This is a genomic window from Burkholderia sp. DN3021 (assembly GCF_049805555.1).
Lineage (GTDB): Bacteria > Pseudomonadota > Gammaproteobacteria > Burkholderiales > Burkholderiaceae > Burkholderia > Burkholderia pyrrocinia_C.
On sequence record NZ_JBNCAB010000001.1, the window covers coordinates 67,403 to 92,846 of the forward strand.

Here is a 25,444-nt window from a genome sequence, read left to right on the forward strand (position 1 = left end):
GGGTAAGCGTCTGAATCAGGACAATACGGTCGACTCGCGCTGCGTCGCGAGCTGCATGATCTTTTCCTGCGTGGCGTCGGCCGCGCGCAATTCGCCGGTGACGCGGCCTTCGCACATCACGAGAATCCGGTGGCTCATGCGCAGCACCTCGGGCAGTTCCGACGAGATCATCACGATCGCCTTGCCGTCGGCGGCGAGCGCGTCGAGCAGCTTGTAGATCTCGCTTTTCGCACCGACGTCGATGCCGCGCGTCGGCTCGTCGAAGAACAGGATGTCGCAGTCGCGCAGCAGCCATTTCGCAATCACGATCTTCTGCTGGTTGCCGCCCGACAGCAGCCGCGCGGGCTGCGCGACCGACGGCGTGCGGATCGCGAGCTGCCGCACGTACACCTGCGCGGTGTCGCGCATCTTGCGTGCATCGAGAAACACACCGCGGCGCACGAAACGGCGCATGCTCGACAGCGCGATGTTGTTCTGCACGTCCATCCCGACCGCGAGCCCGAAGTGCTTGCGATCCTCGGACAGGTAGCCGATTCCGTGCGCGACCGCGTCGGCCGGCGTGCGGATCGTCACGGCCTTGCCGTGCACGCGGATCTCGCCCGCGTCGACCGGGTCCGCACCGAACACCGCGCGCGCGACCTCGGTGCGGCCCGCGCCCATCAGCCCCGCGAAGCCGAGGATCTCGCCGCGCCGCAGCGTGAAGCCGACATCGCGGATCGCGCGGCCGCGCGACAACCCGCGCACTTCGAGCGCGACGTCGTTCGCGGACGTATCGGGCGGCGTGCGGTGCTCCGCATCGAGCTGGCGGCCGACCATCATCGCGATGATCGTGTCCATCGACGTTTCCGCCATCGGCACCGTCGCGACGTACTTGCCGTCGCGCATCACGGTCACGCGATCGGCGATCTGGCGCAGCTCGTCCATCTTGTGCGAGATGTAGACGATACCGACGCCGTGCGCGCGCAAATCGCGGATGATGCGGAACAGCTCGGCGATCTCCGCGTTGTTGAGCGCGGCGGTCGGCTCGTCCATGATCAGCACGCGCGAGTCGAACGACAGCGCCTTCGCGATCTCGACCATCTGCTGCTTCGCGACCGTCAGCCGGCCGACCGGCGTGCGCGGGTCGAGATCGAGCCGCATCCGCGCGAAGATCGCGGCCGCGTCGCGATTCAACTTGTCTTCGTCGACGAACACGCCGAAGCGGCCGCGCGGCTCGCGGCCGATGAAGATGTTCTGCGCGACGCTCAGGTGGTTCATCAGGTTCAGTTCCTGATGGATGATGCCGATCCCGAGCGCCTGCGCGGCGCGCGGGTCGGCGATCTCCACCGCACGGCCTTCCATCAGGATCTCGCCGTCGTCGCGCTGGTAGACGCCCGCGAGGATCTTCATCAGCGTCGACTTGCCGGCGCCGTTCTCGCCCATCAGCGCATGCACTTCGCCGGCATGCAGGTCGAAACGGCAGTCGTCGAGCGCCTGTACGCCCGGAAAGCGCTTGCCGATGCCGCTCAACGCAATCAGCGGCGGCGCGGCGTTCAGGTTCGGGTCGGGTTGCATGGGGTCGGGGTTCCGGTGCATTCAGCCGATCGCGCGGTCGAGATGCGTATAACCGCCATCGACGAACAGCCACTGGCCCGTCGTGTGCGATGCGCGATCCGACAGCAGGAACACGGCCGTGTCGGCAATCTCGTCGGCCGTCGTGAAGCGCTTGCCGAGCGGCACCTTGCCGGCGATTTCGGCGAGCTTCGCATCGGGATCGTCGAAGCCGGCGAGCCAGTTCCTGTAAAGCGGCGTCATCACCTCGGCCGGGATCACCGCGTTCACGCGCACGCCGTCGTCGCGCAACGCGACGGCCCATTCGCGCGTCAACGCGAGCTGCGCGCCCTTCGACGCGCAATAGCCGCTCGTGTTGCCCTGCCCGGTGACGGCGGTCTTCGACGAGATGTTGACGATCGCGCCGCGCGCCGCCTTCAGGTGCGGCACGCAGTAGTGCGCCATCACGTAGTAGTGGATCAGGTTGCGTTCGAGCGATGCGACGAATGCGTCGCGCCCGGCGTCGAGGCCGATGCTGTCGTTGATGCCCGCGTTGTTGACGAGGCCGTCGATGCGGCCGAAACGCGCGACGGTCTGCGCGACCGCATCGCGGCATTGCGCGTCGTCCTGCAGTTCGACCGACACGCACGCGGCGTGCGGCTGCTTCTGTACAAGCTCGCGCCAGAACGCGTCGTCGGGCGTGTGGCGCGCGAACACCACCGGAATCGCACCTTCGCCGGCGAGCCGCATCGAGATCGCGGCGCCGATGCCCGAGGCACCGCCGGTCACGATCACGACCTTGTCTTGCAGGTTCAAATCCACTTCGCGTCTCCGTCGTTCATGTTTTCTCGCCGCGGGCGACGCGCGTCGGGCGTCGCCGTGCTTCAGCCGCGGAACAGGTACTGCTCCAGCGATTCGGGCTTCATCTCGATCGAAAAACCGGGCGCCGTCGGCGGCATGTAGGCTGCGCCGCGCACCACGCACGGCTCGACGAAATGCTCGTGCAGGTGATCGACGTATTCGGTCACGCGCCCTTCCTTCGTGCCGGAAATGCACACGTAGTCGATCATCGACAGGTGCTGCACGTACTCGCACAACCCGACGCCGCCCGCATGCGGGCACACGGGCAGCCCGTACTTCGCGGCCATCAGCATCACCGCGAGAATCTCGTTCACGCCGCCGAGCCGGCACGCGTCGATCTGCACGACGTCGATCGCGCCGCGCGCGATGAACTGCTTGAACAGCACGCGGTTCTGGCACATCTCGCCGGTCGCGACCTGCACGGGCGCGATCGCCTTGCGGATCTTGCGATGCCCTTCGACGTCGTCGGGGCTCGTCGGCTCCTCGATGAACCACGGCCGCGCGAACGCGAGTTCGCGCACCCAGTCGATCGCCTCGTCGACTTCCCACACCTGGTTCGCATCGATCATCAGCTTGCGCTCGGGGCCGATCACCTCGCGCGCGATCGTCACGCGGCGGATGTCGTCCTCGAGGTTCGCGCCGACCTTCAGCTTCACGTAGTCGAACCCCGCTTCCACCGCTTCGCGGCACAGCCGGCGCAGCTTGTCGTCGCTGTAGCCGAGCCAGCCGGCCGACGTCGTGTAGCACGGGTAGCCGTCGCGCTCCAGCGTCGCGATCCGCGCGGCCTTGCCGGCCGCCTGCCGGCGCAGCAGGTCGAGCGCTTCGTCCGGCGTCAGGCAATCGGTCAGGTAGCGGAAGTCGATCGCGCGCACCAGCTCCTCGGGGCTCATGTCGGCGACGAGCCGCCACAGCGGCTTGCCCTCCGCCTTCGCCCACAGATCCCACACCGCGTTGACGACGGCGCCGGTCGCCAGGTGGATCGCGCCCTTGTCGGGGCCGATCCAGCGCAACTGGCTGTCCGACGTGACGTGCCGCCAGAAGCGGCCCATGTCCTCGCGGATCCAGTCGAGGTCGAGGCCGACGACGAGGTGGCGCATCGCGTCGATCGCCGCGCAGCAGATTTCGTTGCCGCGCCCGATGGTGAACGTGAGCCCGTGACCTTCGAGCCCGTCGCGGTCGGTTTCGAGCACGACGTAGGCCGCCGAATAATCGGGGTCCGGATTCATCGCATCGGAGCCGTCGAGCTGGCGCGAGGTCGGAAAGCGCACGTCGAGGACGCGCATCGATCGAATGATAGGCATGACGAACCGTCCGTTAAAGGAAATCAGGCCTGCACGGTGCGCTGGCGCTGCTCGCCGAGCCCGTCGATGCCGAGCGTGATCACCTGCCCGGCGCGCAGGTAGACGGGCGGCTTCTGCCCGAGGCCGACGCCCGGCGGCGTGCCGGTGGAAATCACGTCGCCCGGCTGCAGGCTCATGAAGCGGCTCAGGTAGCTGATCAGGTGCGGCACGCGGAACACCATCGTCGCGGTCGTGCCGTTCTGGTAGCGGTGGCCGTCGACGTCGAGCCACAGCCGCAGCGCGTGCGGATCGGGCACTTCGTCGGCCGTCACGAGCCACGGGCCGAGCGGCCCGAACGTATCGTTGCCCTTGCCCTTGTCCCACGTGCCGCCGCGTTCGAGCTGGTATTCGCGCTCCGACACGTCGTTCACGACGCAGTAGCCGGCGACGTGCGACAGCGCGTCGGCTTCGTCGATATAGCGGCCGCCCCGGCCGATCACCACGCCGAGCTCGACTTCCCAGTCGGTCTTCTCCGAGCCGCGCGGAATTTCGACGTCGTCGTTCGGCCCCGAGATCGCGCTCGTCCACTTGCCGAACACGACGGGCTCCTTCGGCACCTCCATCCCCGATTCGGCCGCGTGATCGGAATAGTTGAGCCCGATGCAGATGAACTTGCCGACGCGCCCGACGCACGCGCCGAGCCGCGGCGTGCCTTCGACGAGCGGCAGCGACGACGGCGGAATGTCGCGCAGCCGCGCGAGCGAGGCCGGCGACAGCGCGTCGCCGGCGATGTCGTCGATCACGCCGGACAGGTCGCGGATGTGGCCCTGCGCATCGAGCAGGCCCGGTTTTTCATGATGTTTGTCGCCAAATCTCAGCAGTTTCATATCGTCTGAACCGAAACGGAAAGTGAATGGGAAGGCGTGGTCAGTTTGACCAGCCGCCGTCGATCAGGTGAATGGCGCCGGTGGTAAATGCGGACTCGTCGGATGCCAGATAGGTCGCCAGCGCGGCGATCTCGTCCGCCGTACCGACGCGCCCCATCGGCTGGCGCGCGACAAAGGCGGCGCGCACCGCGTCGATGGTCGTGTTCTGCGTCCGCGCCTGCTCGGCGATACGGGCCTCGAGCGAAGGCGACTCGACCGTGCCGGGGCAGATCGCGTTGCAACGAATGCCTTGACCGACAAAATCGGCGGCCACCGCCTTGGTCAAGCCGATCACGGCCGCCTTGGTGGTGCCGTACACGAAGCGGTTCGGCACGCCCTTCACACTCGACGCGGCCGACGACATGTTGACGATCGACGCGCCGCCCGCCGCGAGCATCGCGGGCAGCAGCGCGCGGATCAGCCGGTACATCGACGTGACGTTCAGGTTCAGCGAAAACGCCCACGCGTCGTCGTCGCAGTCGAGGATCGAGCCGTGATGCACGTAGCCCGCGCAGTTGAACAGCACGTCGAACGCGCGTTCGCTCGCGGCGAGCGCAGCGACGTCGTTCGCATCGGTGACGTCGAGCCGACGCGTGGTCAGCCGGCCGCCCGCGCGTTCGGCGTCGGCCGCGAGCCGCACGAGCGCGGCTTCGTTGATATCGGTCGCCAGCACGTCGGCGCCCTCGCTTGCGAACCGCAGCGCGGTCGCGCGGCCGATGCCCTGCCCGGCCGCCGTCACCAGCGCCCGCTTGCCCTGCAATCTCATGAGCACCTCTCCCGTAAAAGCCGGCCGCTAGTCGGCCGATTGGCACAAAGGACTAAAGGTCCAACCAATCATAGGAAGTGATTGCGCGTTTGTCACGAATTTGGGATTCAGTATTTACCCGGGCAGGTAAATCCGTCGGATCGACAAGAATCCGGCGCTCGACCGGCCGTGGCAGCGTGCTTTCGGATTTATGCCAACCCAATGCCAGCGAGCTTCTCGGCTGATTTTTCGCATGCACCCCGACGCGGCCGCCGCGCCAAACTGGCAAAAAAGTCATGTTCGCGTCAGCGTCTCAACGGGATGCGCGCGCCATCATGGCCTTGCCGGACCGCGTTTCCGATACATCGCCTCCCCGCCCGCGTTCGATCCCTGCGGGCACTCCGTCCCCCGGCGATGTATCCCGTGACTGGGCGAGCAGACACGGCGCGCGGGCCGATTTTCCGCCCCGGACTTTCCGTCCGGGGCGTTTTTGTCCGTGGATCCCCAGAAAATGAGCGTGGATTGTTTCTAAATCGGCAAAAGGTAATTTGAGCCAGACAGGATGTTTTTTCCGGTCACAGACGCTTACATTTAGCGCACCACTCATGGAACCCGCTACGGATTCGCCATCGGGTAGTGACATCCACTGCCACGACCGAACCGCACGAGCTTTAGGAAACGGCAAAATGAAGGCCTCCCAATCCCTGCCTGTGCTCGATCCCCCCGACGTCCACGTCGAAATCCTCGAACAGTCCGATACGCTGCTCGTCGTCCGCTGGGTCGAACCCGGCCGCTGTCACTACGGCGAACAGCGCTGGCGCCGCCGCTTCGCGCAACGCACCGGCACCTGCGCACTGTCGCGCCAGGTCATCCATCGCGGCGACGAAGTCTTCCGCCCGGCCGAACGCCCGGCGCCCGCGAACGCGGCCGCGATGATCTCCGCCGCCGAAGTGCTCGGCCTCGCCGGGGGCAGGTAAATCCTGCCAGCCGCGTACCGCGGCCCGCTGCACCACGCCGCGCGTCGACCCTAGAAGCGCCGGTCTAATTCCCCCGCTTGTCTGCCACGTCCGCACGCACTATCGTTACACCACTCAATGTAACGATTACGTGCCGCGGTCGATCGGCCGTGTCGATGGAGACAGACATGCATGCATGGAGCGCGCGCCACGTCCCGGCGCAGGGCGGCAAGGTCGCGGTCGTGACCGGCGCCAACAGCGGCCTCGGCTGGCAGCTCGTGGAAACGCTAGCCGCAAAAGGCGCAACCGTCGTGATGGGCTGCCGCGACGCCGCGCGCGCCGCGCAGGCCGTCGATGCGATCCGCCGGCTCCATCCCGATGCGCATGTCGAAGTCGATGCGCTCGACCTCGCCGATCTCGCGTCGATCGAACGCTTCGCGGCCGACGTGTCCGAACGCCACGGCCGCGTCGACATCCTCTGCAACAACGCCGGCGTGATGTTCCTGCCGCTGCGGCACACGCGCGACGGCTTCGAGATGCAGTTCGGCACCAACCACCTCGGCCATTTCGCGCTGACCGGCCATTTGCTGCCCGCGCTGAGCGCCGCGCGACGCGCACGCGTCGTGACGATGTCGAGCGGCTTGAACCGCGGCGGCCGGATTCGCGTCGACGACCTGCGCGCCGAGCATCGCTACAACCGTTATCTCGCCTATTGCGACAGCAAGCTCGCGAACCTCGTGTTCGCAATCGAACTGCAGCGCCGCTTCGAGCGCGCCGCGTTCGCCGGGATCAGCGTCGCCGCGCATCCCGGCTATGCGGCGACCAACCTGCAGTTCGCGGGCCCGGCGATGGACAGTTCGCCCGCCCGCGCCGCGCTGATGCGCGCCGCGAACCGTTATCTCGCGCAGCCGGCCGACCAGGGCGCGCTGCCCGCGATCCACGCGGCGACCGCGCCCGATCTCGCGGGCGGCACATATATCGGGCCGTCCGGCTGGTTCGAATCGCGCGGGCTGCCGGCGCCCGCGAGCGTGCCGCGCTCGGCGCAAGACGTGGCTTCGGCGGCGCTGTTGTGGGAAGCATCGGAAGCCGCGACCGGCGTGCGCTTCCTCAGCTCGGGCGCGCCGGCCGGGCGCTCGCCGGGCCGGCCGTTCGACACGGCGGCCGACGCGCACTGAACCGCGCATCGCGATCCGCAACATTCTTCATACTTATTGCATCAACCGAAAAGAAAGCCGGCTGAAAGACTGATTCGGCGCACCACTGTTACCGCCCAGGAAACAATTTATCGTCAAAATCAGCGTTTACCCTCAACCATCCGATGACTAAGATTTGATCAATCGCTTAAGACATGGTGTCGAGAGCGAACTCAATAAAACACCGGAGGTCATCATGAAATCGCTCGTTTCCGCAGTCGTTGCCGCTGCCGCCCTGTCCGCTTCGTTCGGCGCATTCGCGCAAAGCACCGTGACCCGCGCGCAAGTGAAGAACGAACTGGTCCAGCTCGAACAAGCCGGCTACAAGCCGGGCGTGTCGAGCCCGTACTACCCGAACGATATCCAGAGCGCGGAAGCGCGCGTTCATGGCGCCGACGCCAGCGGCTACGGCGCGCAACCGGCTCCGCTCGTCCACTCGGGCGCCCCGGCTGCCGCGGCGTCGTCGAACGCACGCGATTCGATCTTCTTCGGCCAGTAAGCCGATGCGCCCCCGGCGGGCGCCGCGCGTCGCGCGATGAAGCCGTATCCGGACGAGCCCCTTTGCGGGGCTCGTCTTTTTTGTGAAACGCATACCTCCGCCGCCCGGCAGCGGGTGGCTTCGCCCGGACGCTTTACGTCCGGGCGCTTTTTCGTCTGCGAAGCATGCGTGTGTGCAAGATGACGCCGTGTGCGCCGCCGGTCAGCGCGGCACGGCCGCAGCAGGCACCGAACGCGACAACACCCGCCACCGCGACAGCAGTTCGTCGCGATCGACATAGCAGCCCTGCAGATGCCGGCGGCCCGTCGACGGATCGAACTCGGTGCGTGCATGCAGCACACGCCGGTTGTCGAACGCCCACATGTCGCCCGCCCGCAGCCGGCGCTGCACGCGAAAGCGCGGCTCGCGCGCGAGCGCGAGAAACCGCCGATAAGCGCGATAAACGGCCGCAACCGATCCGGCCGGCGCATCGAGCGGCCCGCGCAGGAAGTTCGCGACACGTACCTCGGTCACGTTGCCGCGCGCATCGAGCCCGATCACCGGCGCCGAACAGCGGTAGTCGCTGTTCGCACTCTTGTTCCAGAACTCGAACGGCGTCGACGCAAGCTGCTCGAAATCGGCCGGATGCTCGCGCCGCAGCGCGTCCGCGAGCGCGAACCCGTCGAGGAATACGCTGTCGCCGCCCGTCGCGTCGTTCGCGAGGCAATGCAGGAACTGCACGCCCGGCTGCAGCTCGCGCGTCGGCAGATCGGTGTGCGGCGGCAGGTTCAGCGACGTATACGCATTGCTGTCCGGGCGCGGCTTCGATTCGACGTCGAACAGCACGCCGAAATTGCTCTCGCGGATCAGGCCCACGCGGCGCGCGGTCTCGTCGACGCGGCCACGCTCGGCCGGCACGCCTTCGACGAGCGTCAGCCCGGTGCGCTGCAACGCGGCGAGCCAGGCGAGCAATGCGCCGTCGTCCTCCATCACGTCGCGCCACGCGAACACGCCGATCGCCGTCGCATCGTCGCCGGCCCATACGTGCCGCCCGTGCGCGGCCTGGCGCTCGGCGCGCGACGCGTCGTCGTACGCATGCGCGCGCAACCAGCCCGGCGACCACGCGCTGCGATGCCCGTCGTTCCACTCGACGTGCAGCGCGCCGTCGGTTTCGACGTGTACGGTGAGCGCCGACAGATCCTCGCGCGCGTCGGCGATCTCGAACACCTGTTCGCGTGTGACCGCATGCACGCATGCGGAGCACGCGCAGTTGTCGCGCAGCCAGTCGAAGTGAAACGGCGATCGTCGCGCGTCGCTCCATTCGACGTCCACCGCTCCGTCGCCGATTGCTACCGCGGCAATGGCCGCATTGGCCGCGTCGGCGGAAAACGTCCGCCAGTCCTCGATACGGTGTTGCGCTGCCTGCATCGTTGCCTCCCGGAAACGCCCGCTACGCGTGTGGTGCGAGCAGAAACCCGCCGACCGTCCGGTGCATCCGCGCCGCCTGCGGGCTCGTCCCGAGCGCGCGCCAGCAGCCGTGCACCAGCCCCTCTCCCATCCAGTAGTGCGCAGCGCCGCCGGCCGCGCGAATCCGTTCGACGTACACGCGCGCATCGTCGCGCAGCGGATCGTGCTCGGCGCCGATCGCGAGCACGGGCGGCAAGCCGTCGAAACGCGACGCCGCGAGCGGCACCGACGCACGCAGCAGCGGATTGCCGTCCAGCAGTGCATCGGGCAGGTCGCCGTCCAACTGGCCGTCCCAGTACAGCGCGCAATAGCGATGGACGTCGTCGAGCGTCAGCATCGGCGCATGCGCTTCCGTTTCGCGCGCGGGCGATTGCGGTTCGAACCCGAGCATCGGATAGACGAGTGCGATGCCGTCGATGCCGCCTTCGCCCGCATCGCGCAGCGCGGTCGCGACGGCCGCCGCGAGCATGCCACCCGCGCTGTCGCCCGCAAGCGTCAGCGGCCACGCGCACGGCCCGAACGGCCAGCGCGCATCGCGCGCGGCGCGTGTGACGGCAAGGCAATCCTCAAGAGCAGCCGGTGCGCGGTGTTCGGGCGCCAGCCGGTAGTCGACCGCGATCACGTCGAGCCCCGTGTCGGCCGCCAGTTGCGCGGTGATCAGTGCATGACTGTCGAGCGAGCCGACGACGAAGCCGCCGCCATGAAAAAACAGCACCGTGCCGCGCGGCGTACCGTGCGCGGCCGTGTAACGCCGCAGTGCGATCGCGCGTCCGTCCGGTGCGTGCCACACGGCATCCTGCTGCACGATGCCGGTCGGCAGAGCCGCCGGTGTCCACTCGGCCGCGAAGCGGTCGTAGAGGCGGCGCTGCTCGCCGGGCGAGCGCGCCGCCGCGTCGGCCGGATACCACGTGTCGACGGCTGCGACGAACGCCGCGATTTCCGGTTCGAGCATCGCATGCCTCCGCGGTTGAAGATCGACGCTAGCGCCGCGGCGGCAGCCCGATCACGCGGCCCGCATACGCCGGCTCCGCGCAATCGCGCTGCAACGCATGAAGCTCGGCCACGCGCGCGGCGACGTCTTCATCGAACGGCGCAGACTTCGCGCCGTCGCGCGTATCGACGTGCAGCAGCATCTGCTCGCTCGCCGATACCGCGTCGTCGTGCCCATCCGCGAACAGTTCGAGATACAGGTGCAGCCGCTTCGCGTCGTGCGCGAGCACGCGCGCATCGACGCGCACCTGCGTGCCCTCCTTGATCTCGTGCAGGTAGTTCACGTGCGCTTCGAGCGTGTAGACCGAGCGGCCCCGCTCGCGACGCGCGGCGTCGTCGAGGCCGATGCGATCCAGCAGCGCATCGGTCGCGAAGCTGAAGATCAGCAGGTAGAACGCATCGCGCAGGTGGCCGTTGTAGTCGACCCATTCGGGCCGCACCACGTCGCGGTATATCGTCAGCGGGGTATCGCCCGTCATCGCCTGTCCTTAGAGTCTGTTCCTAGTCCTCGAATCGCATCCCGTGCCGCGCCTTCACCGCGGCGATCGATTTCAGCACCTCGGTAATGCACTCGTCGCGATAGCGTTCGAGTTCCTTGATGCTGCGCGTGCCCTGCTGTTCGGTCGTGCCTTCGACGACGCTGTCGATCAGCGCGTCGGTGAGCGTCGGCGCGACCAGCTTCGTCCACGGCAGTTCGAGCGCAGGGCCGAACTGCTGCATGAAGTGTCGCATGCCCGCGTCGCCGCCCGCCAGCGTGTAGGTCAGGAACGTGCCCATGAACGACCAGCGGATGCCCGCGCCGAAACGGATCGCGTCGTCGATCTCGCCGGTCGTCGCGACACCTTCGTTGACCAGGTGCAGCGCCTCGCGCCACAGCGCTTCGAGCAGCCGGTCCGCGATGAAGCCCGGCACTTCCTTGCGCACGTGCAGCGGCCGCATGCCGAGCTTGCGGTAGATCTCCATCGCCGCTTCGACTGCTTCCGGCGACGTGCGCTCGCCGCCGAGCACCTCGACGAGCGGCAGCAGGTAGACCGGATTGAACGGATGGCCGACCACGCAGCGCTCCGGATGCGTCGCACGCGCGTAGAAATCCGTCGGCAGCAGCCCCGACGTCGACGACGCGATGATCGCGTCGGGTTTCGCCGCGCGGCTGATCTGCTCGTGCAGTTCGAGCTTCAGCGCCTCGCGCTCGGGCGCGCTTTCCTGGATGAAATCGGCATCGGCGACGCACGCTTCGATCGTCGGCACGAAACGCAGCCGCGCGGGATCGGCGCCAGGAGCGAGGCCGACGCGTTCGAGCGCGGGCCACGCATTCGCGACGTTCGCACGCAGCCGTTCTTCCGCGCCCGGCGCGGGGTCCCATACGACCACGTCGAGACCGTGCGCGAGCGCGCGGGAAATCCACCCGCTGCCGATCACGCCGGTGCCGATGGCAGCGAATGTCTTGATGTCGGTCTTCACAGCCATGTCAACGCATCCTTCAATTCAAGGGAAATTGGTGGGCGACCACGCCTGCGCGCGCCGCCATGTCGTATCGATCAGGAAAAACTCAAGCGAATTCGGCGATCGCACGGCGTTCGAGCGGACGCTCGCCGCGTGCGGGCAGGCCAAGCTTGCGGCGGCCTTCGGCTGGCGTCAGCACGCGGGCGCCGAGCCGTTCGACGATCTCGCGTGCGCGCTCGACGAGCGTGCCGTTGGTCGCATGCACGCCGCGGTCGAGCCAGATGTTGTCTTCGAGGCCGACGCGCACGTGGCCGCCGAGCAACATCGCCTGCGCGACCATCGGCATCTGCATGCGGCCGATCCCGAAGCCGGCCCAGTGCGCGCCCGGCGGCAGGTTGTCGACCATCGCCTTCATCGTGCCCGTATCGGCCGGCGCGCCCCACGGAATGCCGAGGCAAAGCTGGAACAGCGGCGGATCGTCGAGCAGCCCTTCCTTCAGCAACTGCTTCGCGAACCACAGATGGCCCGTATCGAAGATCTCCAGCTCCGGCTTCACGCCGAGCTCCTGGATGCGCTTCGCTCCGGCGCGCAACTGCGCGGGCGTCGACACGTAGATGTAGTCGCCGTCGCCGAAATTCAGCGTGCCGCAGTCGAGCGTGCAGATCTCGGGCAGCAGTTCCTCGACGTGCGCGAGACGCGTGAGGCCGCCGACCAGATCGGTGCCCTTGCCGAAACGCATCGGGTCCTCGCCCGGGCCGATCTCGAGATCGCCGCCCATGCCGGCCGTCAGGTTGATGATCACGTCGACGTCGGCCGAGCGGATGCGGTCGACCACTTCGCGGTACAGGTTCGGGTCGCGGCTGCCGCGCCCCGTCTGCGGATCGCGCACGTGGCAGTGCGCGACGGTGGCGCCGGCCTTCGCGGCCTCGATCGCAGCGGCCGCGATCTCCTTCGGCGTGACCGGAATCGCCGGATGCTTGCCGACCGTATCGCCCGCGCCGGTGACGGCGCAGGTCACGATGACTTCATGGTTCATGCTGTTTGCCTCGCTTGACTCTGGTTATTCCGCATTGCTGATGTTTTTTCGGTGCACGCGTCGTGCAACGTGCAGGCCATTACAGGCCGAGATACGCCTTGACCGCCGGTAAGCCGTCCTTGCCGTCGAACGTCTTGACGCCTGCGAGCCACGGATCGAGCACCTGCGGGTTCTTCTTCAGGTAGGCCTTCGCGGCGTCGGCCGGCTTCGTCTTGTTCATCACCGACTGCATCAGCTGGTTCTCGAGCTGCGTCGAAAAACGCAGGTTCGTGACGAGCTTGCCTGCGTTCGGGCAGCGCGCGATGAAGTCGGGCGCCGTCAGCGTGTACACGCGCGCTTCGCCGTAGTTCGGGCCGAACGACGCGTCGCCACCGGACAGGTAGTTCATGCTGAGCTGGATGTTCATCGGATGCGGTTCCCAGCCGAGGAACACGACCCACTTCTTCTCGCGGATCGCGCGCTCGACCGTCACCAGCATTCCGGCCTCGCTCGATTCGACCAGCTTGAAGCCGCCGAGCCCGTACTGGTTCGTGTCGATCATCTTCTGGATCGTCGCGTTCGCGCTGCTGCCCGGCTCGATCCCGTAGATCTTGCCGTCGAGTTCCGCGCGGTGCTTCGCGATGTCCTCGAAAGTCTTCAGGCCGGCCTGGTATTCGTAGCTCGGCACCGCGAGCGTCGCCTTCGCGCCGGACAGGTTCGGCGTTTCGACGACGTTGATCGACTTGCTGTCGAGGAACGGCTGGAGCTGTTTCTGCTGCACGGGCCACCAGTAGCCGAGCGACACGTCGAGCTGCTTGCTTTTCAGGCCGGCGAACGAGATCGGCACCGACGCGATCGTCGTGGTCGGCTTGTAGCCGAGCGCCTCGAACACGGTCGACGCGAGCGCCGTGGTCGACGTGATGTCGGTCCAGCCGATATCCGCGAAACGCACGGTGCGGCAGGTCGCGGCATCCGTTTCGGCACGCGCCGCGTTCGTGAACGCGGCGGTCGCCAGCACGGCCGCGACAAGCGCGGCGATCTTCGTCGACTTCATGGTTCGGTTCCTCCCGGTGGGACTCGTCGCAGCCGGTGCGCGGGGTGTGCGCCGGCCTGCATCGTGGGAGTAAAAGTAACGAGCCATATTGGCCGCGAGAAGACCGGCGGCGACCTGTTCTTGACTATTTGCGACTATGGGTGGAAACCACTAGTGTTTTGGAGAGGCTTGTTGGACGGGGTTTTGCCGCGTGTTTTGGGTGAAGCGGGCTTGTCCGCATGCGGCGCGAGGCTTTCGATTCCGTCGGGAAGGGACGGGATGCCGATGCGGCTTCGGGCTCGAAGCTGGAGCCGCTCGGATGTATTGACCAGGTCGGCCCGGCGACTTCCACAGCGCGCTTGATCGTACGTTGGAAAGCCGTCCGTCCGTTCGTAGAAACAGACGTCTACACGATCGTCCCGCGAGCAATCGTTGCTCGAACCATCGTGCTGCCCTTCCTCCAGCAGCCGAAAGACCGTTTCACATTGCGGAACTCGCGTCGAATTCCCGCGGCATCCCTTTTTCGCCGCTTGAAAACTTGTTTTGCATCGCAAAAATCGCCACGCATCTCATTGAAAAACAAGGGAAATTTATGTCTTATGTCTTATATAAGACATCATCAAAAGCGCATCGAGCGGCGTTACTATTCAGTCATGCAGTTCGCTTCGACATACGGAGCGCCACGCTCGACCATTTACTCAAACGCGCTTTGCTCTCAGGAGATTGACATGGCCCAGTATCAAGACGACATCAAGGCAGTTGCCGGTTTGAAAGAAAACCACGGCAGCGCGTGGAATGCCATCAGCCCCGAGTATGCCGCCCGCATGCGTGCCCAGAACAAGTTCAAGACGGGTCTGGACATCGCGAAGTACACCGCCAGGATCATGCGCGCAGACATGGCCGCCTACGATGCCGACCCGGCGAAGTACACGCAGTCGCTCGGCTGCTGGCACGGTTTCATCGGCCAGCAGAAGATGATCTCCATCAAGAAGCACTTCAACAGCACCGAACGCCGCTACCTTTATCTGTCCGGCTGGATGGTGGCCGCGCTGCGCTCCGAGTTCGGCCCGCTGCCGGACCAGTCGATGCACGAAAAAACCTCCGTCAGCGCGCTGATCCGCGAGCTGTACACGTTCCTGCGCCAGGCCGACGCCCGTGAGCTGGGCGGCCTGTTCCGCGAGCTGGATGCAGCCGAAGGCGCTGCGAAGGCCGCCATCCAGGAAAAAATCGACAACCACGTGACGCACGTCGTGCCGATCATCGCCGACATCGACGCGGGTTTCGGCAACGCGGAAGCCACGTACCTGCTGGCCAAGCAGTTCATCGAAGCGGGCGCATGCTGCATCCAGATCGAAAACCAGGTGTCCGACGAGAAGCAGTGCGGCCACCAGGACGGCAAGGTCACCGTGCCGCACGAGGACTTCCTCGCGAAGATCCGCGCGATCCGCTACGCGTTCCTGGAACTGGGCGTGGACGACGGCATCATCGTGGCCCGTACCGACTCGCTGGGCGCCGGCCTGACCAAGCAGATCGCCGTGACCAGCACGCCGGGCGACCTGGGCGATCAATACAACTCGTTCCTCGATTGCGAAGAACTGTCGGCCGACCAACTGGGCAACGGTGACGTCGTCATCAAGCGCGACGGCAAGCTGCTGCGTCCGAAGCGCCTGCCGAGCAACCTGTTCCAGTTCCGCGCCGGCACGGGCGAAGCGCGCTGCGTGCTGGATTGCGTCACCGCTCTGCAAAACGGCGCCGACCTGCTGTGGATCGAAACCGAAAAGCCGCATATCGCGCAGATCGGCGGCATGGTCAGCGAGATTCGCAAGGTCATCCCGAACGCGAAGCTGGTGTACAACAACAGCCCGTCGTTCAACTGGACGCTGAATTTCCGTCAGCAGGCGTATGACGCGATGAAGGCCGAGGGCAAGGATGTGTCGGCATACGACCGCGCGCAGCTGATGAGCGTGGAATACGACGAGACCGAACTGGCGAAGCTGGCCGACGAGAAGATCCGCACGTTCCAGGCCGACGCATCGCGCGAAGCGGGCATCTTCCACCACCTGATCACGCTGCCGACGTACCACACCGCCGCGCTGTCGACCGACAACCTGGCCAAGGAATACTTCGGCGACCAGGGCATGCTGGGTTATGTGGCCGGCGTGCAGCGCAAGGAAATCCGCCAGGGCATCGCCTGCGTGAAGCACCAGAACATGTCCGGCTCGGACATCGGCGACGACCACAAGGAATACTTCAGCGGCGAAGCGGCGCTGAAGGCGGCGGGTAAGGACAACACGATGAACCAGTTCTGATACCGGTCATACCCGAAGCGAAACGCCAGCCCAGCCGGGCTGGCGTTTTTTTATTCGGGAAGTCGTTCCGGCGAACTGCCGTCGACCACCGCGCGCCGGACCGTGCGTACCGCAAAAACGTGCTGGAGCCGGGCAAAACCCGCGATAATCTCCCGCTGACGCTGACCGTTCGGCGCCTGCGAGCCGGCCGCGGCGTGTGCCCGTCCGTTCGCAATCCCGTGCGATGTGCGACGACCACCGGATTCCATCCCCTGCCCCGATGCCCGAGGATTTCCACTTCCTGTTGCTGCCCGGCTTCTCCGCGCTCGGCTTCATGTCCGCGGTCGAGCCGCTGCGCGTCGCGAACCGCTTCCGCACCGAGCTTTACCGCTGGCACGTGATCAGCGCCGACGGTGCGCCGGTCACCGCGAGCAACGGCATCCCCGTCGCCGCCGAAGCCGCGTGCGCGGACGTCGCGCAGGTCGATACGGTGTTCGTCGTCGCGGGTTTCGATCCGCTCGTGTGCTACACGCGCGCGCTCGGCGACTGGCTGCGCCGCCAGCACCGGCACGGCGCGACGCTCGGCGGCATCGACACGGGCAGCTTCGTGCTCGCGGAAGCCGGGCTGTTCGACGCGTCGCAGCCGCTGACGCTGCACTGGGAAGCGCTGGCCGCGTTCCGCGAGCGCTATCCGGGCCTGAACGCGACGCAGGAGCTGTTCGAGATCGACGACCGGCGCATCACGTGCGCGGGCGGCACCGCGTCGATCGACATGATGCTCGACCTGATCGGGCGCCGGCACGGCGCCGATCTCGCGGCGGCGATCTCCGAGCAGTTCGTCGTCAGCCGCATCCGGCAGCGCTCGGACAGCCAGCGGCTCGAGATCGCCGCGCGCTACGGCGTGCACAACCGCAAGCTGATCCAGGTGATCGGCACGATGCAGCAGCACATGGAAAATCCGCTCGGCTCCGACGCGCTCGCGCAGGACGTATCGATCACGCGACGCCAGCTCGAACGGCTGTTCAGCGCGACGCTGAACGATACGCCGACGCATTTCTACCTGAACCTGCGCCTCGATCGTGCTCGCGAACTGCTGCAGCAGACCGACATGAGCATCACGTCGGTGTGCGTCGCGTGCGGGTTCGAATCGCCGTCGCATTTCTCGCGCACGTATCGCGCGCGGTTCGGCTTGAGCCCGCGCAGCGACCGTCGCGCAACACGCTGATCGTCGCGGGTTTTAATCACAATCCTGCGTGGTATTGCGCGTTCCGGCGGCGTTTCCCGCCGCTCGCTGAACAATGCCGGCGATCGATCGACGGACCGAAGCGATCGTCGAAAATAATTTGCAATGTCGCCGAAAATATTCTGTAACATACCTCGCAATTAGATAGGCAGCCTAACGAGACGAGAGACTGGATTCGACGCATGTCGATCCGCGCAAGGCTGCCGGCCGATATCCAACCGATATCAGTATCGATCCGAGGGGTCTGACATGACGATGCTCGCTTCGCCGTCGCCGCACCTGCCTGCCGTTCGCTTCCCCACCGCTGCTCCCGCCTGTTTCTTCTCGACCTGACATTTAGGTTTCCTTAGTCAGTCGACGCTCCCAACACCGCTTCGCCGCACCGGTTCCATCGAGCCGGCGCGCGGGCCGTGTCGTGCCTGCGCGCCACGAGTACGCGGGCGTGTCCAACCGTTGAGATGAGGATCACGTATGCAGACATCACGCAAAGCATTGCCGCTCGCCCTGAGCCTTGCGCTCGGTTTCGGCATCGTCGGCGGCACCGCGGCCGATACGAAGGTCTCGAATCCGCAGGCAGCGAGCCTGCGCGAAAGCCTGACGCGCGGCGTCGCGCCGCCCGCCGCGAAAGCCGATACGGCCACCGGGCAGTTCCGCGCGGACGGCGTCGCCGTCACGCTGTACAACCCCGCGTATCGCGTGAAGAAGGCCGCCGCGACACCCGCTGCAATCGCGCGCGACTTCGTCGCAACGCAGGCGACGCAGCTCGGGCTCGACGCGGCCGCGCTCGCGAGCCTCGTCGTCACGTCGGAGCGCGACGATGCCGACTTCACTGTCGTGCGCCTGCAGCAGCAGGCCGCCGGGCTGCCCGTGTACGGCAGCGACATCGCGGTGACGGTCGCGAAGGACGGCCGCATCCTGTACGTTGCGAGCAACACGATCAACGGCGTGGTCGCGACGTCGCGCAAGTCTCAGGCGGTCGACCAGCAGCAGGCGCTCGACCGTGCGCGCGCGTATCTCGGCGTGAGCGGCTTCACGAATCTCGACGCGCAGCTCGTCGCGTTCGTCGACAAGGCCGGCACGCACACCGCATGGAAGGTGCGCGGCCGCCCGCAGGACGGCCCGAAGGGCGACTGGGAACTGCTGATCGACTCGGGCAGCGGCGAAGTGCTGCGCGCCGAGGACAAGGCGTTCTATGCCACCGACGGCACGGGCTTCGTGTTCCGTCCGGATCCGCTGTCGCCGACGAAAAGCAGCTACGGCAGCACCGGCTACAAGGACAGCAGCGACGCCGATTCGACTCAGCTCACGGCCGCGCGCGTGCGCGTGACGCTGAAGGATCTCGGGCAGTCGGGCGCGCGCTACGCGCTGTCGGGCCCGTATGCGGCGTGCGTCGATTTCGATGCGCCGCGCGACAACGCGTGCCCGCTGCAGTCGACGCCCGCGTTCGAGTTCACGCGCGGCAACCTGTATTTCGAGGCTGTGAACGCGTACTACCACATCGACACGTTCCTGCGCTACGTGAACCAGACGCTCGGCATCAAGGCGTTGCCGTACCAGTACACGGGCGGCGTGCAGTACGATCCGCACGGCGAATCGGGCGACGACAACTCGTCGTACTCGTCGAGCAGCGGCCGGCTGACCTTCGGGCAAGGCGGTGTCGACGATGCCGAGGATGCGGACGTCGTGATTCACGAACTCGGCCACGGCATCCACGACTGGGTGACCAACGGCGGCCTGTCGCAGCAGGAGGGGCTGTCCGAAGGCACCGGCGACTATCTCGCCGCCGCGTACAGCCGCGACTTCAACCAGTGGAGCCCGTCGGATGCGCAGTACAACTGGGTCTTCAACTGGGACGGCCACAACGAGTACTGGGGCGGCCGCGTGACCAACTGGAACGTCGGGCGCACCTATGCGCAGGCGCGCGGTGCCGAGATCCATACGGCCGGCCAGTATTGGGCATCGTGCAACCTCGTCGCGCGCGACGCGATCGGCGCGCAGGCGATGGACAAGGCGTTCCTGAAGGGGCTGTCGATGACCAACAGCTCGACCAACCAGAAGGCCGCCGCTCAGGCCGTGCTGACGGCCGCCTCCGCGCTCGGCTACAGCAGCGCGCAGCTCACGGCGATCGGCAATGCGTACAACAAGAGCTGCACGTACGGCGTGACCGTGCCGCAGAAATCGTAGTTCCGCAGCAGGCGGGGGCGCATCGCACGACCTGCGGCGCGCCCTCCTCCTCGACATCGTTACCCTCGCGAGATCGAACATGCCTACTCTGAAACTCACTCATCTGAGCGCCGCGCTGGGCGGCATGCTGTTGACTGCAGCCGCGCATGCGGCCCCCGTGTGGATCACGCTCGGCGATGCGGCGTTCCGCCAGCTTCAACGCATCGATGCGAGCGCGACCGCGCAATACAGCACGACCGTCGATGCCGGCAAGACGGCCGATGGCGCCGCGCGCCGCGAAACGGTTCATGTCGTCGAGATCGACGATTCGCGACTCGGCGAGCTGGCCCACGCCGTGCACCGCACGCGCGGCCACGGGCCCGGCTACGTCGTGCACGATTCGTTCGACGAAGCGCGCCAGGCGCTGCAGCCGTTGCCGCCGGCGCTCGCGAAGCACGCCGCGGCACCCGCGTACAGGGTGTCGAACGTGCCGCAGATCGGCACCTGGATCCAGCAACTGCAGGCCAGCAACATCGTCGGCACGATCACGTCGCTGTCGGGCTTCACGAACCGCTACTACACGACGTCGCACGGCGTTGCCGCATCGGACTGGCTCGCGCTGCAGTGGAAGCAACTGGCGGGCGCGCGCGCCGACATCACCGTCGAACAGTTCGCGCACACGGGCTTTCCGCAGAAATCCGTGATCCTGACGATCCGCGGCAGCGATCCGGCCGCGGGCACCGTCGTGCTGGGCGGCCACCTCGATTCGACCGTCGGCCGCACGACGGAGAACACGCGCTCGCCCGGCGCGGACGACGATGCGTCGGGCATCGCGAGCCTCACCGAAGCGCTGCGCGTGCTGCTCGCGAACAACTACCGGCCGAAACGGACGATCAAGTTCGTCGGATACGCGGCAGAAGAAGCCGGCCTGCTCGGCTCGAAGGCGATCGCGAAACAGTTCCGCGCGCAGAATGCGAACGTGGTCGGCGTTTTGCAGCTCGACATGACGAACTACAAGGGCGATCCGAAGGATATCTACCTGATCACCGATTACACGAACGCGTCGCAGAACACCTACCTGACGAATCTGGCGAAGACCTACCTGCCGGAACTCGCGATCGGCACGTCGCAGTGCGGGTATGCGTGCTCGGATCATGCGTCGTGGAATGCGCAGGGCTATCCGGCGTCGTTCCCGTTCGAGGCCGACCAGAACGACAGCCCGTATATCCATACCGTGAACGACACGCTGGAGAACTCGGATCGCCAGGCAAACCACGCGCTGAAGTTCGGGAAGCTGGCGCTGGCCTATGCGGTCGATCTCGGCGGGGATGGCTCCGCAGCCGTGAAGCCCTGACGGCAGGCGGTCATGTCGTTCGTCGATCCGGAAACGAAGGACGCATGTGCTCGCGGCTCGCACACGCGTCCTTCGCGAAGGGTCCGCCGCCGGCATCGTGCGTCACCTCCGTCGCACGCTTGACTCCCGTCGAACCGCGAACGCGTGATCATCCGGATAGAATCGTCGTTCGATCACTCCGCTACACGCTTCCCCCATGACCGACACCACCCGCTCCGTCGACGATCTGTCACCCGCTCGCGTCACGACCGCATTCGACCTGCCCGGCCATACGACCGTTCGCTCGCTCGGCGTCGCACAGGGCATCATCGTGCGTTCGCGCTCGATCGTCGGCTCGTTCGGCGCATCGCTGCAGACGATCTTCGGCGGCAACATCACGCTCTACACGTCGCTGTGCGAGAAAGCCCGCCAGCAGGCATTCGACAAGATGCTCGCCGATGCGCGCAAACTCGGCGCGAACGCAGTCGTCGCGATGCGCTATGACTCGACCGAGATCGGGTCGGGCGTCACGGAAGTGATCTGCTATGGCACGGCCGTGCGTGTGACGCAGGACGTGTGACGCGCGTCATGCGTCACACGTCGCGCTCGAGCGACTTCATGTTCGTGAGCTGAGGAAACAGCCGCATCCACGCGAGCGCGACGGCAATCGTCGCAGCACCGCCGACGACGATTGCCGTCGGCGCACCCCACCATGCGGCCGTCACGCCCGATTCGAATTCACCGAGCTGGTTCGACGTGCCGATGAACAGCGAATTGACTGCGCTCACGCGCCCGAGCATGTCGTCTGGCGTACGAAGCTGCACGAGCGACAGGCGCACGACGACACTGACCACGTCCGATGCGCCCAGCGCGGCCAGCGCAACGAGTGACAGCGCGAAGTGCCGCGACAGCCCGAACACGATCGTCGCGATGCCGAACGCGATCACGCCGCCGAACATCGCGCGGCCCGGCCGCCCTTTCAACGGGAAACGCGTAAGCCACAGCGTGCCTGCGAGCGCGCCGACCGCGGGCGCCGCGCGCAATGCGCCGAGCCCCCACGGCCCGACTTGCAGAATGTCGCGCGCGTAGATCGGCAGCAGCGCGGTCGCGCCGCCGAACAGCACCGCGAACAGGTCGAGCGACAGCGCGCCGAGGATCGCCGGTTCGCGCCGAATGAACCCGATCCCCGAAAACACCGAACGCAGCGTGACCGGCTCGCGTGCAGGCGGCGCGCTGCGCAACGGAATCGTGCCGCTCAGCACCGCCGCGATCGCGAATGCCACGACGCTCGTGCCGAACGCGACGGGCGCACCGACACCGTAGAGCAGACCGCCGAACGCGGGCCCGAGGATCTGCGCGGCCTGGTTCGCGGACGTCGACAGCGCGGTCGCGCGCGGCAGGTCGGTGCGAGGCACGACGGCCGGCAGCAGCGACGACACCGACGGCGACTCGAACGCGCGGGCCGTGCCGACGATCGCCGCGAGCGCATACACGGCCGGCGCGGCCAGCCACCCTTGCACGGCGCCGAGCAGGAACACGCCGGCGGCCAGCGCCTCGACGCCCTGGCAGATCGTCGCGATGCGCCGGCGGTCGTAGCGGTCGGCTACTTGCCCGACGACGAGCGTCAGCGCGAACATCGGCACGAACTGCGCGAGGCCGACGAGACCGAGTGCGAACGCGCTGTGCGTGAGCGCGTACACGTACCAGCCGATTGCGACCGACAGGATCTGGAAGGCCAGCGACGACATCACGCGCGTGCCCCAGAAGCGCTGGAACGGCGCGTGACGGAACAGGTTGGCAGGTAACGGGGAGGAAGGAGCGGGTTCGGGTAAGTGGGCGGTCATCGGGGTCTCGGCGATCGGCGGTGCGTGACGCAACCGCTCAACGAGCGGCTACCTGCGCATGTGCGTGCTTGCGCAACGACTTGCCCATCGCGACGCGATATCGGTCCCCGGTCGTGGAGACGGTCGGCTGGACAGCGCAGACGCGGCCAAATCGCGATGATATGTCAATCACGGCAAAACGGCCGTTCGATCGGCCGAGGCAGGAGCGCACTACACCGGCGCATCCGTCCCGCACCGCAAAAAAGAAGTTCGTCGTGGATTTCCGGGGAACGCGGGGCAGACTGTCGGGGATCGGCCATCTATCGCCGTTCATCCGTTTCGTGGAGCGGTCAGTCGAACGCCGGATCCGCACCAGGTAGCTGACAGTCACGCACCAGTCAGGCTCATCGCGTCATCGACGGGAGCAAATCGGCGCACGCTACCCATGCTGAACGCGCGTCGCGTGTTTGACCGGGGATTTCGAACTGGACTGGGCTGTTCGTCTTTTGCTGATCACGATGGTATGGGCGGTGGCTGTGCTGCGGTGACGGTTGTGTAATAACCCATACACGGACGCGGCCGGCTTGCCAGAGCATCGCGCCGAAGTCGGATTGCGTTGATGAACGATTCGACCAACCCACCCGGTATTGCTACGGAAGTACTCATACCCTATCGGAATCCTTCCGGGATTCTGCATGAAGCGGTATCCAGCAAACATCTGCTAAATCAATTCTGGGCGCACAGCGCTACAGGAACCTGCGTAACAGCGGAGAATCGACGTGGTTCCATGGCCAGAATGCGGCGTGATCGCTTCCAACGTGATTGGAACCGGGAACTTCCAGTTCTATATTGAACGAGAGATTGTCCCATGCGTTACCAGAAAATAATGCGTATCTTGAGGCTCCTCTCCGCTTGTGTGATTGCAATGCTGGCCGTTGCGACAACGGCGTGTGCGGCGGCATCCGAAGCGTCGCGCGAAGGTGGTCCAGACACACCGCAGTGGCGATCCGCACTTCACTACACACCGCAGCGCAACTGGATGAACGACCCCAACGGACTGGTCTACTACCAGGGCCTGTACCACCTGTTCTACCAGTTCAACCCGAATGCCAACGTATGGGGCGATATGTCGTGGGGACACGCCACCAGCCGGGATCTGCTCCACTGGAAGGAACAGCCGGTCGCGATGCGCGCGAACCCGACCGAGGAATTTTTCTCCGGCTCGATCGTCGTCGATGCGCACAACACTTCCGGACTGGGCACCGCGTGTTCGGCGCCGCTCGTCGCGCTTTACACAAGCGTATACAAGGCCGCCTCCGGCCATGCGCCCGGCACCCAGGCGCAGTCGCTTGCCTACAGCAACGATGGCGGTCGGACATGGCGGCAGTACGCACACAATCCGGTGCTCACCCTCAACCCGGAATCAAAAAACTTTCGCGACCCGAAGGTGTCGTGGTACGCGCCGGGCGGCTACTGGCTGATGACCACCGTGGTCGCCGACGCGCACGTCGTGAAGATGTACCGCTCGCACAACCTGATCGACTGGGAATTTCTCAGTGATTTTACGCTGCGCAACGTCCCCCATCACGGAACGCTCTGGGAAATGCCGGACCTGTTTCCGCTGCCACTCGACGGCGACAGTCGCAGGCAGAAGTGGGTGATGATCGTCAACGTCAATCCGTGGTCGATTGCGGGCGGCTCCGGCGTGATGTATTTCGTCGGCCACTTCGACGGCCGCACGTTCACGCCGGAGCATGTGGCGCCGGCCGGCTCGGATCCTGCCGAGTACCAGTGGCTCGACAACGGCGCCGACTACTACGCGGCTGGCACGTTCGCCAATGCGCCGGACGGCCAGGCGATCACGATCGGCTGGATGAGCAACTGGGACTACGCGGCGCAGATCCCGACCACACCGTGGCGGGGCGCCATGGCGCTGCCCCGCGTGCTCGCGCTGAAAACCATTAACGGAATGCCGCGGCTCACGTCCGCGCCGGTCGCGCAGTATGCGTCCTTCGTGCGAGGCCTTGCGGCGACGCACGTGAAAACGCTGACGGTGTCGTCGGCAACCCGCGAACTCGCGCCGGCCACGCGCGGCGCCGTGCAGAACATCGACGTGACGATCAGCCCGCATTCGGCCAGGCGTGCCGGGCTCATCGTGCGCGGCTCGGCCGATGGTGAGACGGGCACTCGGATCTTCTACGACACCGCAAACCGTACCTTGACGCTCGACCGGTCGAGGTCCGGCGACACCCAGTTCTCGAACGCGTTCAGCAAGCAGCACGTTGTCAATTTGCCGCTGGAGAACGGGAAGTTGCACCTTACCGTGCTGGTTGACCGGAATTCGGTGGAAGTGTTTACGGGCGAGGGCCATGCCGTCATCACGGACCTCATCTTTCCGGCACCCGACGACAATCGCGTGTCGGTCTTCGCCGACAACGGCGACGCGACGTTCATCGATATGACGATTACCCGTCTCGCTGGTCCGCGCGGTGCGGAACAATAGTGCAAAAAGCTGGCGCGAAAGGTCGGATGAAAACGGGGCGCCGCCGCAACGCATCGCATGCTGGATCTACGACAAGGACTTGCCTGACTCTCTCTAAGCTCAAGGCTCCCGATCAGTCGCGTCGCATCGCACATCGCGAACGTCAAGGCGTCCGGGATGGTCCACCCGCTCGAC

21 protein-coding genes are annotated in these 25,444 nt (G+C 66.2%); 9 read left to right on the forward strand and 12 right to left on the reverse strand.

Annotated features, from left to right (window positions below):
* Nucleotides 1-15: 15 nt before the first annotated feature.
* From ACPUER_RS00360 to ACPUER_RS00380, 5 genes are all read right to left on the reverse strand, one after another.
* Entirely contained in the window at nt 16-1,554 is a 1,539-nt protein-coding gene (locus ACPUER_RS00360; protein ID WP_425130044.1) for a sugar ABC transporter ATP-binding protein, read from the reverse strand.
* A 21-nt stretch (nt 1,555-1,575) separates the two neighbouring features.
* Nucleotides 1,576-2,352, reverse strand: coding sequence for an SDR family oxidoreductase (locus ACPUER_RS00365; RefSeq protein WP_425130045.1), 777 nt, complete (start codon nt 2,350-2,352; stop codon nt 1,576-1,578).
* 62 nt (nt 2,353-2,414) lie between these two features.
* The gene (locus ACPUER_RS00370; protein ID WP_425130046.1) at nt 2,415-3,692 is read right to left on the reverse strand and encodes an L-fuconate dehydratase; all 1,278 of its coding nucleotides are present in this window, start codon (nt 3,690-3,692) and stop codon (nt 2,415-2,417) included.
* Nucleotides 3,693-3,715: 23 nt separating this feature from the next.
* Complete coding sequence (locus ACPUER_RS00375; protein ID WP_111018759.1) at nt 3,716-4,558, reverse strand: ureidoglycolate lyase; 843 nt, start codon at nt 4,556-4,558, stop codon at nt 3,716-3,718.
* Nucleotides 4,559-4,598: 40 nt separating this feature from the next.
* Entirely contained in the window at nt 4,599-5,363 is a 765-nt protein-coding gene (locus tag ACPUER_RS00380) for an SDR family oxidoreductase (RefSeq protein ID WP_175962255.1), read from the reverse strand.
* A gap of 665 nt (nt 5,364-6,028) precedes the next feature.
* On the opposite strand from ACPUER_RS00380, the gene ACPUER_RS00385 reads away from it, so the two are divergent.
* The 3 genes from ACPUER_RS00385 to ACPUER_RS00395 all read left to right on the forward strand — a co-directional run bounded on the left by ACPUER_RS00385 (nt 6,029) and on the right by ACPUER_RS00395 (nt 7,990).
* Entirely contained in the window at nt 6,029-6,319 is a 291-nt protein-coding gene (locus tag ACPUER_RS00385) for a DUF3331 domain-containing protein (protein ID WP_034180711.1), read from the forward strand.
* A 167-nt stretch (nt 6,320-6,486) separates the two neighbouring features.
* Nucleotides 6,487-7,473, forward strand: coding sequence for an oxidoreductase (locus tag ACPUER_RS00390; RefSeq protein WP_425130047.1), 987 nt, complete (start codon nt 6,487-6,489; stop codon nt 7,471-7,473).
* A gap of 214 nt (nt 7,474-7,687) precedes the next feature.
* On the forward strand, nt 7,688-7,990 hold the full coding sequence (locus tag ACPUER_RS00395) for a DUF4148 domain-containing protein (protein WP_034180712.1): 303 nt from the start codon (nt 7,688-7,690) through the stop codon (nt 7,988-7,990).
* Nucleotides 7,991-8,191: 201 nt separating this feature from the next.
* On the opposite strand, the gene ACPUER_RS00400 is transcribed toward ACPUER_RS00395, so the two are convergent.
* The 6 genes from ACPUER_RS00400 to ACPUER_RS00425 all read right to left on the reverse strand — a co-directional run bounded on the left by ACPUER_RS00400 (nt 8,192) and on the right by ACPUER_RS00425 (nt 13,938).
* A complete protein-coding gene (locus tag ACPUER_RS00400; protein ID WP_425130048.1) occupies nt 8,192-9,397 on the reverse strand; it encodes a TauD/TfdA family dioxygenase in 1,206 nt (401 codons plus the stop codon).
* A 22-nt stretch (nt 9,398-9,419) separates the two neighbouring features.
* Nucleotides 9,420-10,388: an alpha/beta hydrolase gene (locus tag ACPUER_RS00405; RefSeq protein ID WP_425130049.1), complete on the reverse strand. Its 969-nt coding sequence runs from the start codon at nt 10,386-10,388 to the stop codon at nt 9,420-9,422.
* Nucleotides 10,389-10,416: 28 nt separating this feature from the next.
* Entirely contained in the window at nt 10,417-10,905 is a 489-nt protein-coding gene (locus ACPUER_RS00410) for a thioesterase family protein (protein ID WP_425130050.1), read from the reverse strand.
* Nucleotides 10,906-10,927: 22 nt separating this feature from the next.
* Nucleotides 10,928-11,893 carry an L-carnitine dehydrogenase gene (locus ACPUER_RS00415; protein ID WP_034180716.1) on the reverse strand — a complete coding sequence of 322 codons (966 nt, stop codon included), beginning with the start codon at nt 11,891-11,893 and terminating at the stop codon, nt 10,928-10,930.
* Nucleotides 11,894-11,975: 82 nt separating this feature from the next.
* Nucleotides 11,976-12,905: a 3-keto-5-aminohexanoate cleavage protein gene (locus tag ACPUER_RS00420; RefSeq protein WP_175962250.1), complete on the reverse strand. Its 930-nt coding sequence runs from the start codon at nt 12,903-12,905 to the stop codon at nt 11,976-11,978.
* A 79-nt stretch (nt 12,906-12,984) separates the two neighbouring features.
* Nucleotides 12,985-13,938 (reverse strand): choline ABC transporter substrate-binding protein, encoded by a 954-nt coding sequence (locus ACPUER_RS00425; RefSeq protein ID WP_072441929.1) that lies wholly within the window; start codon nt 13,936-13,938, stop codon nt 12,985-12,987.
* Between the two features lie 707 nt (nt 13,939-14,645).
* Here ACPUER_RS00425 and ACPUER_RS00430 point away from each other — a divergent pair.
* From ACPUER_RS00430 to ACPUER_RS00450, 5 genes are all read left to right on the forward strand, one after another.
* Nucleotides 14,646-16,226: an isocitrate lyase gene (locus tag ACPUER_RS00430; protein WP_258284277.1), complete on the forward strand. Its 1,581-nt coding sequence runs from the start codon at nt 14,646-14,648 to the stop codon at nt 16,224-16,226.
* Between the two features lie 259 nt (nt 16,227-16,485).
* A complete protein-coding gene (locus ACPUER_RS00435; RefSeq protein ID WP_175962289.1) occupies nt 16,486-17,430 on the forward strand; it encodes a GlxA family transcriptional regulator in 945 nt (314 codons plus the stop codon).
* Nucleotides 17,431-17,919: 489 nt separating this feature from the next.
* On the forward strand, nt 17,920-19,632 hold the full coding sequence (locus ACPUER_RS00440; RefSeq protein WP_175962249.1) for a M36 family metallopeptidase: 1,713 nt from the start codon (nt 17,920-17,922) through the stop codon (nt 19,630-19,632).
* A 79-nt stretch (nt 19,633-19,711) separates the two neighbouring features.
* Entirely contained in the window at nt 19,712-20,965 is a 1,254-nt protein-coding gene (locus ACPUER_RS00445; protein WP_425130051.1) for a M20/M25/M40 family metallo-hydrolase, read from the forward strand.
* Between the two features lie 196 nt (nt 20,966-21,161).
* The gene (locus tag ACPUER_RS00450; protein ID WP_425130052.1) at nt 21,162-21,524 is read left to right on the forward strand and encodes a YbjQ family protein; all 363 of its coding nucleotides are present in this window, start codon (nt 21,162-21,164) and stop codon (nt 21,522-21,524) included.
* 13 nt (nt 21,525-21,537) lie between these two features.
* Here ACPUER_RS00450 and ACPUER_RS00455 read toward each other — a convergent pair whose 3' ends face one another.
* Nucleotides 21,538-22,788 carry an MFS transporter gene (locus ACPUER_RS00455; protein WP_425130053.1) on the reverse strand — a complete coding sequence of 417 codons (1,251 nt, stop codon included), beginning with the start codon at nt 22,786-22,788 and terminating at the stop codon, nt 21,538-21,540.
* An 847-nt stretch (nt 22,789-23,635) separates the two neighbouring features.
* Here ACPUER_RS00455 and ACPUER_RS00460 point away from each other — a divergent pair.
* Nucleotides 23,636-25,270, forward strand: coding sequence for a glycoside hydrolase family 32 protein (locus tag ACPUER_RS00460; protein WP_425130054.1), 1,635 nt, complete (start codon nt 23,636-23,638; stop codon nt 25,268-25,270).
* Nucleotides 25,271-25,444: the final 174 nt, after the last annotated feature.

What these genes read in the sequence shown, in the direction of transcription:
- ACPUER_RS00360 (WP_425130044.1), bottom strand. Translation starts at nt 1,554, where the DNA reads ATGCAACCCGACCCGAACCTGAACGCCGCGCCGCCGCTGATTGCGTTG.
- ACPUER_RS00370 (WP_425130046.1), bottom strand. Translation starts at nt 3,692, where the DNA reads ATGCCTATCATTCGATCGATGCGCGTCCTCGACGTGCGCTTTCCGACC.
- ACPUER_RS00375 (WP_111018759.1), bottom strand. Translation starts at nt 4,558, where the DNA reads ATGAAACTGCTGAGATTTGGCGACAAACATCATGAAAAACCGGGCCTG.
- ACPUER_RS00380 (WP_175962255.1), bottom strand. Translation starts at nt 5,363, where the DNA reads ATGAGATTGCAGGGCAAGCGGGCGCTGGTGACGGCGGCCGGGCAGGGC.
- ACPUER_RS00385 (WP_034180711.1), top strand. Translation starts at nt 6,029, where the DNA reads ATGAAGGCCTCCCAATCCCTGCCTGTGCTCGATCCCCCCGACGTCCAC.
- ACPUER_RS00390 (WP_425130047.1), top strand. Translation starts at nt 6,487, where the DNA reads ATGCATGCATGGAGCGCGCGCCACGTCCCGGCGCAGGGCGGCAAGGTC.
- ACPUER_RS00395 (WP_034180712.1), top strand. Translation starts at nt 7,688, where the DNA reads ATGAAATCGCTCGTTTCCGCAGTCGTTGCCGCTGCCGCCCTGTCCGCT.
- ACPUER_RS00400 (WP_425130048.1), bottom strand. Translation starts at nt 9,397, where the DNA reads ATGCAGGCAGCGCAACACCGTATCGAGGACTGGCGGACGTTTTCCGCC.
- ACPUER_RS00405 (WP_425130049.1), bottom strand. Translation starts at nt 10,388, where the DNA reads ATGCTCGAACCGGAAATCGCGGCGTTCGTCGCAGCCGTCGACACGTGG.
- ACPUER_RS00410 (WP_425130050.1), bottom strand. Translation starts at nt 10,905, where the DNA reads ATGACGGGCGATACCCCGCTGACGATATACCGCGACGTGGTGCGGCCC.
- ACPUER_RS00415 (WP_034180716.1), bottom strand. Translation starts at nt 11,893, where the DNA reads ATGGCTGTGAAGACCGACATCAAGACATTCGCTGCCATCGGCACCGGC.
- ACPUER_RS00420 (WP_175962250.1), bottom strand. Translation starts at nt 12,905, where the DNA reads ATGAACCATGAAGTCATCGTGACCTGCGCCGTCACCGGCGCGGGCGAT.
- ACPUER_RS00425 (WP_072441929.1), bottom strand. Translation starts at nt 13,938, where the DNA reads ATGAAGTCGACGAAGATCGCCGCGCTTGTCGCGGCCGTGCTGGCGACC.
- ACPUER_RS00430 (WP_258284277.1), top strand. Translation starts at nt 14,646, where the DNA reads ATGGCCCAGTATCAAGACGACATCAAGGCAGTTGCCGGTTTGAAAGAA.
- ACPUER_RS00435 (WP_175962289.1), top strand. Translation starts at nt 16,486, where the DNA reads ATGCCCGAGGATTTCCACTTCCTGTTGCTGCCCGGCTTCTCCGCGCTC.
- ACPUER_RS00440 (WP_175962249.1), top strand. Translation starts at nt 17,920, where the DNA reads ATGCAGACATCACGCAAAGCATTGCCGCTCGCCCTGAGCCTTGCGCTC.
- ACPUER_RS00445 (WP_425130051.1), top strand. Translation starts at nt 19,712, where the DNA reads ATGCCTACTCTGAAACTCACTCATCTGAGCGCCGCGCTGGGCGGCATG.
- ACPUER_RS00450 (WP_425130052.1), top strand. Translation starts at nt 21,162, where the DNA reads ATGACCGACACCACCCGCTCCGTCGACGATCTGTCACCCGCTCGCGTC.
- ACPUER_RS00455 (WP_425130053.1), bottom strand. Translation starts at nt 22,788, where the DNA reads ATGACCGCCCACTTACCCGAACCCGCTCCTTCCTCCCCGTTACCTGCC.
- ACPUER_RS00460 (WP_425130054.1), top strand. Translation starts at nt 23,636, where the DNA reads ATGCGTTACCAGAAAATAATGCGTATCTTGAGGCTCCTCTCCGCTTGT.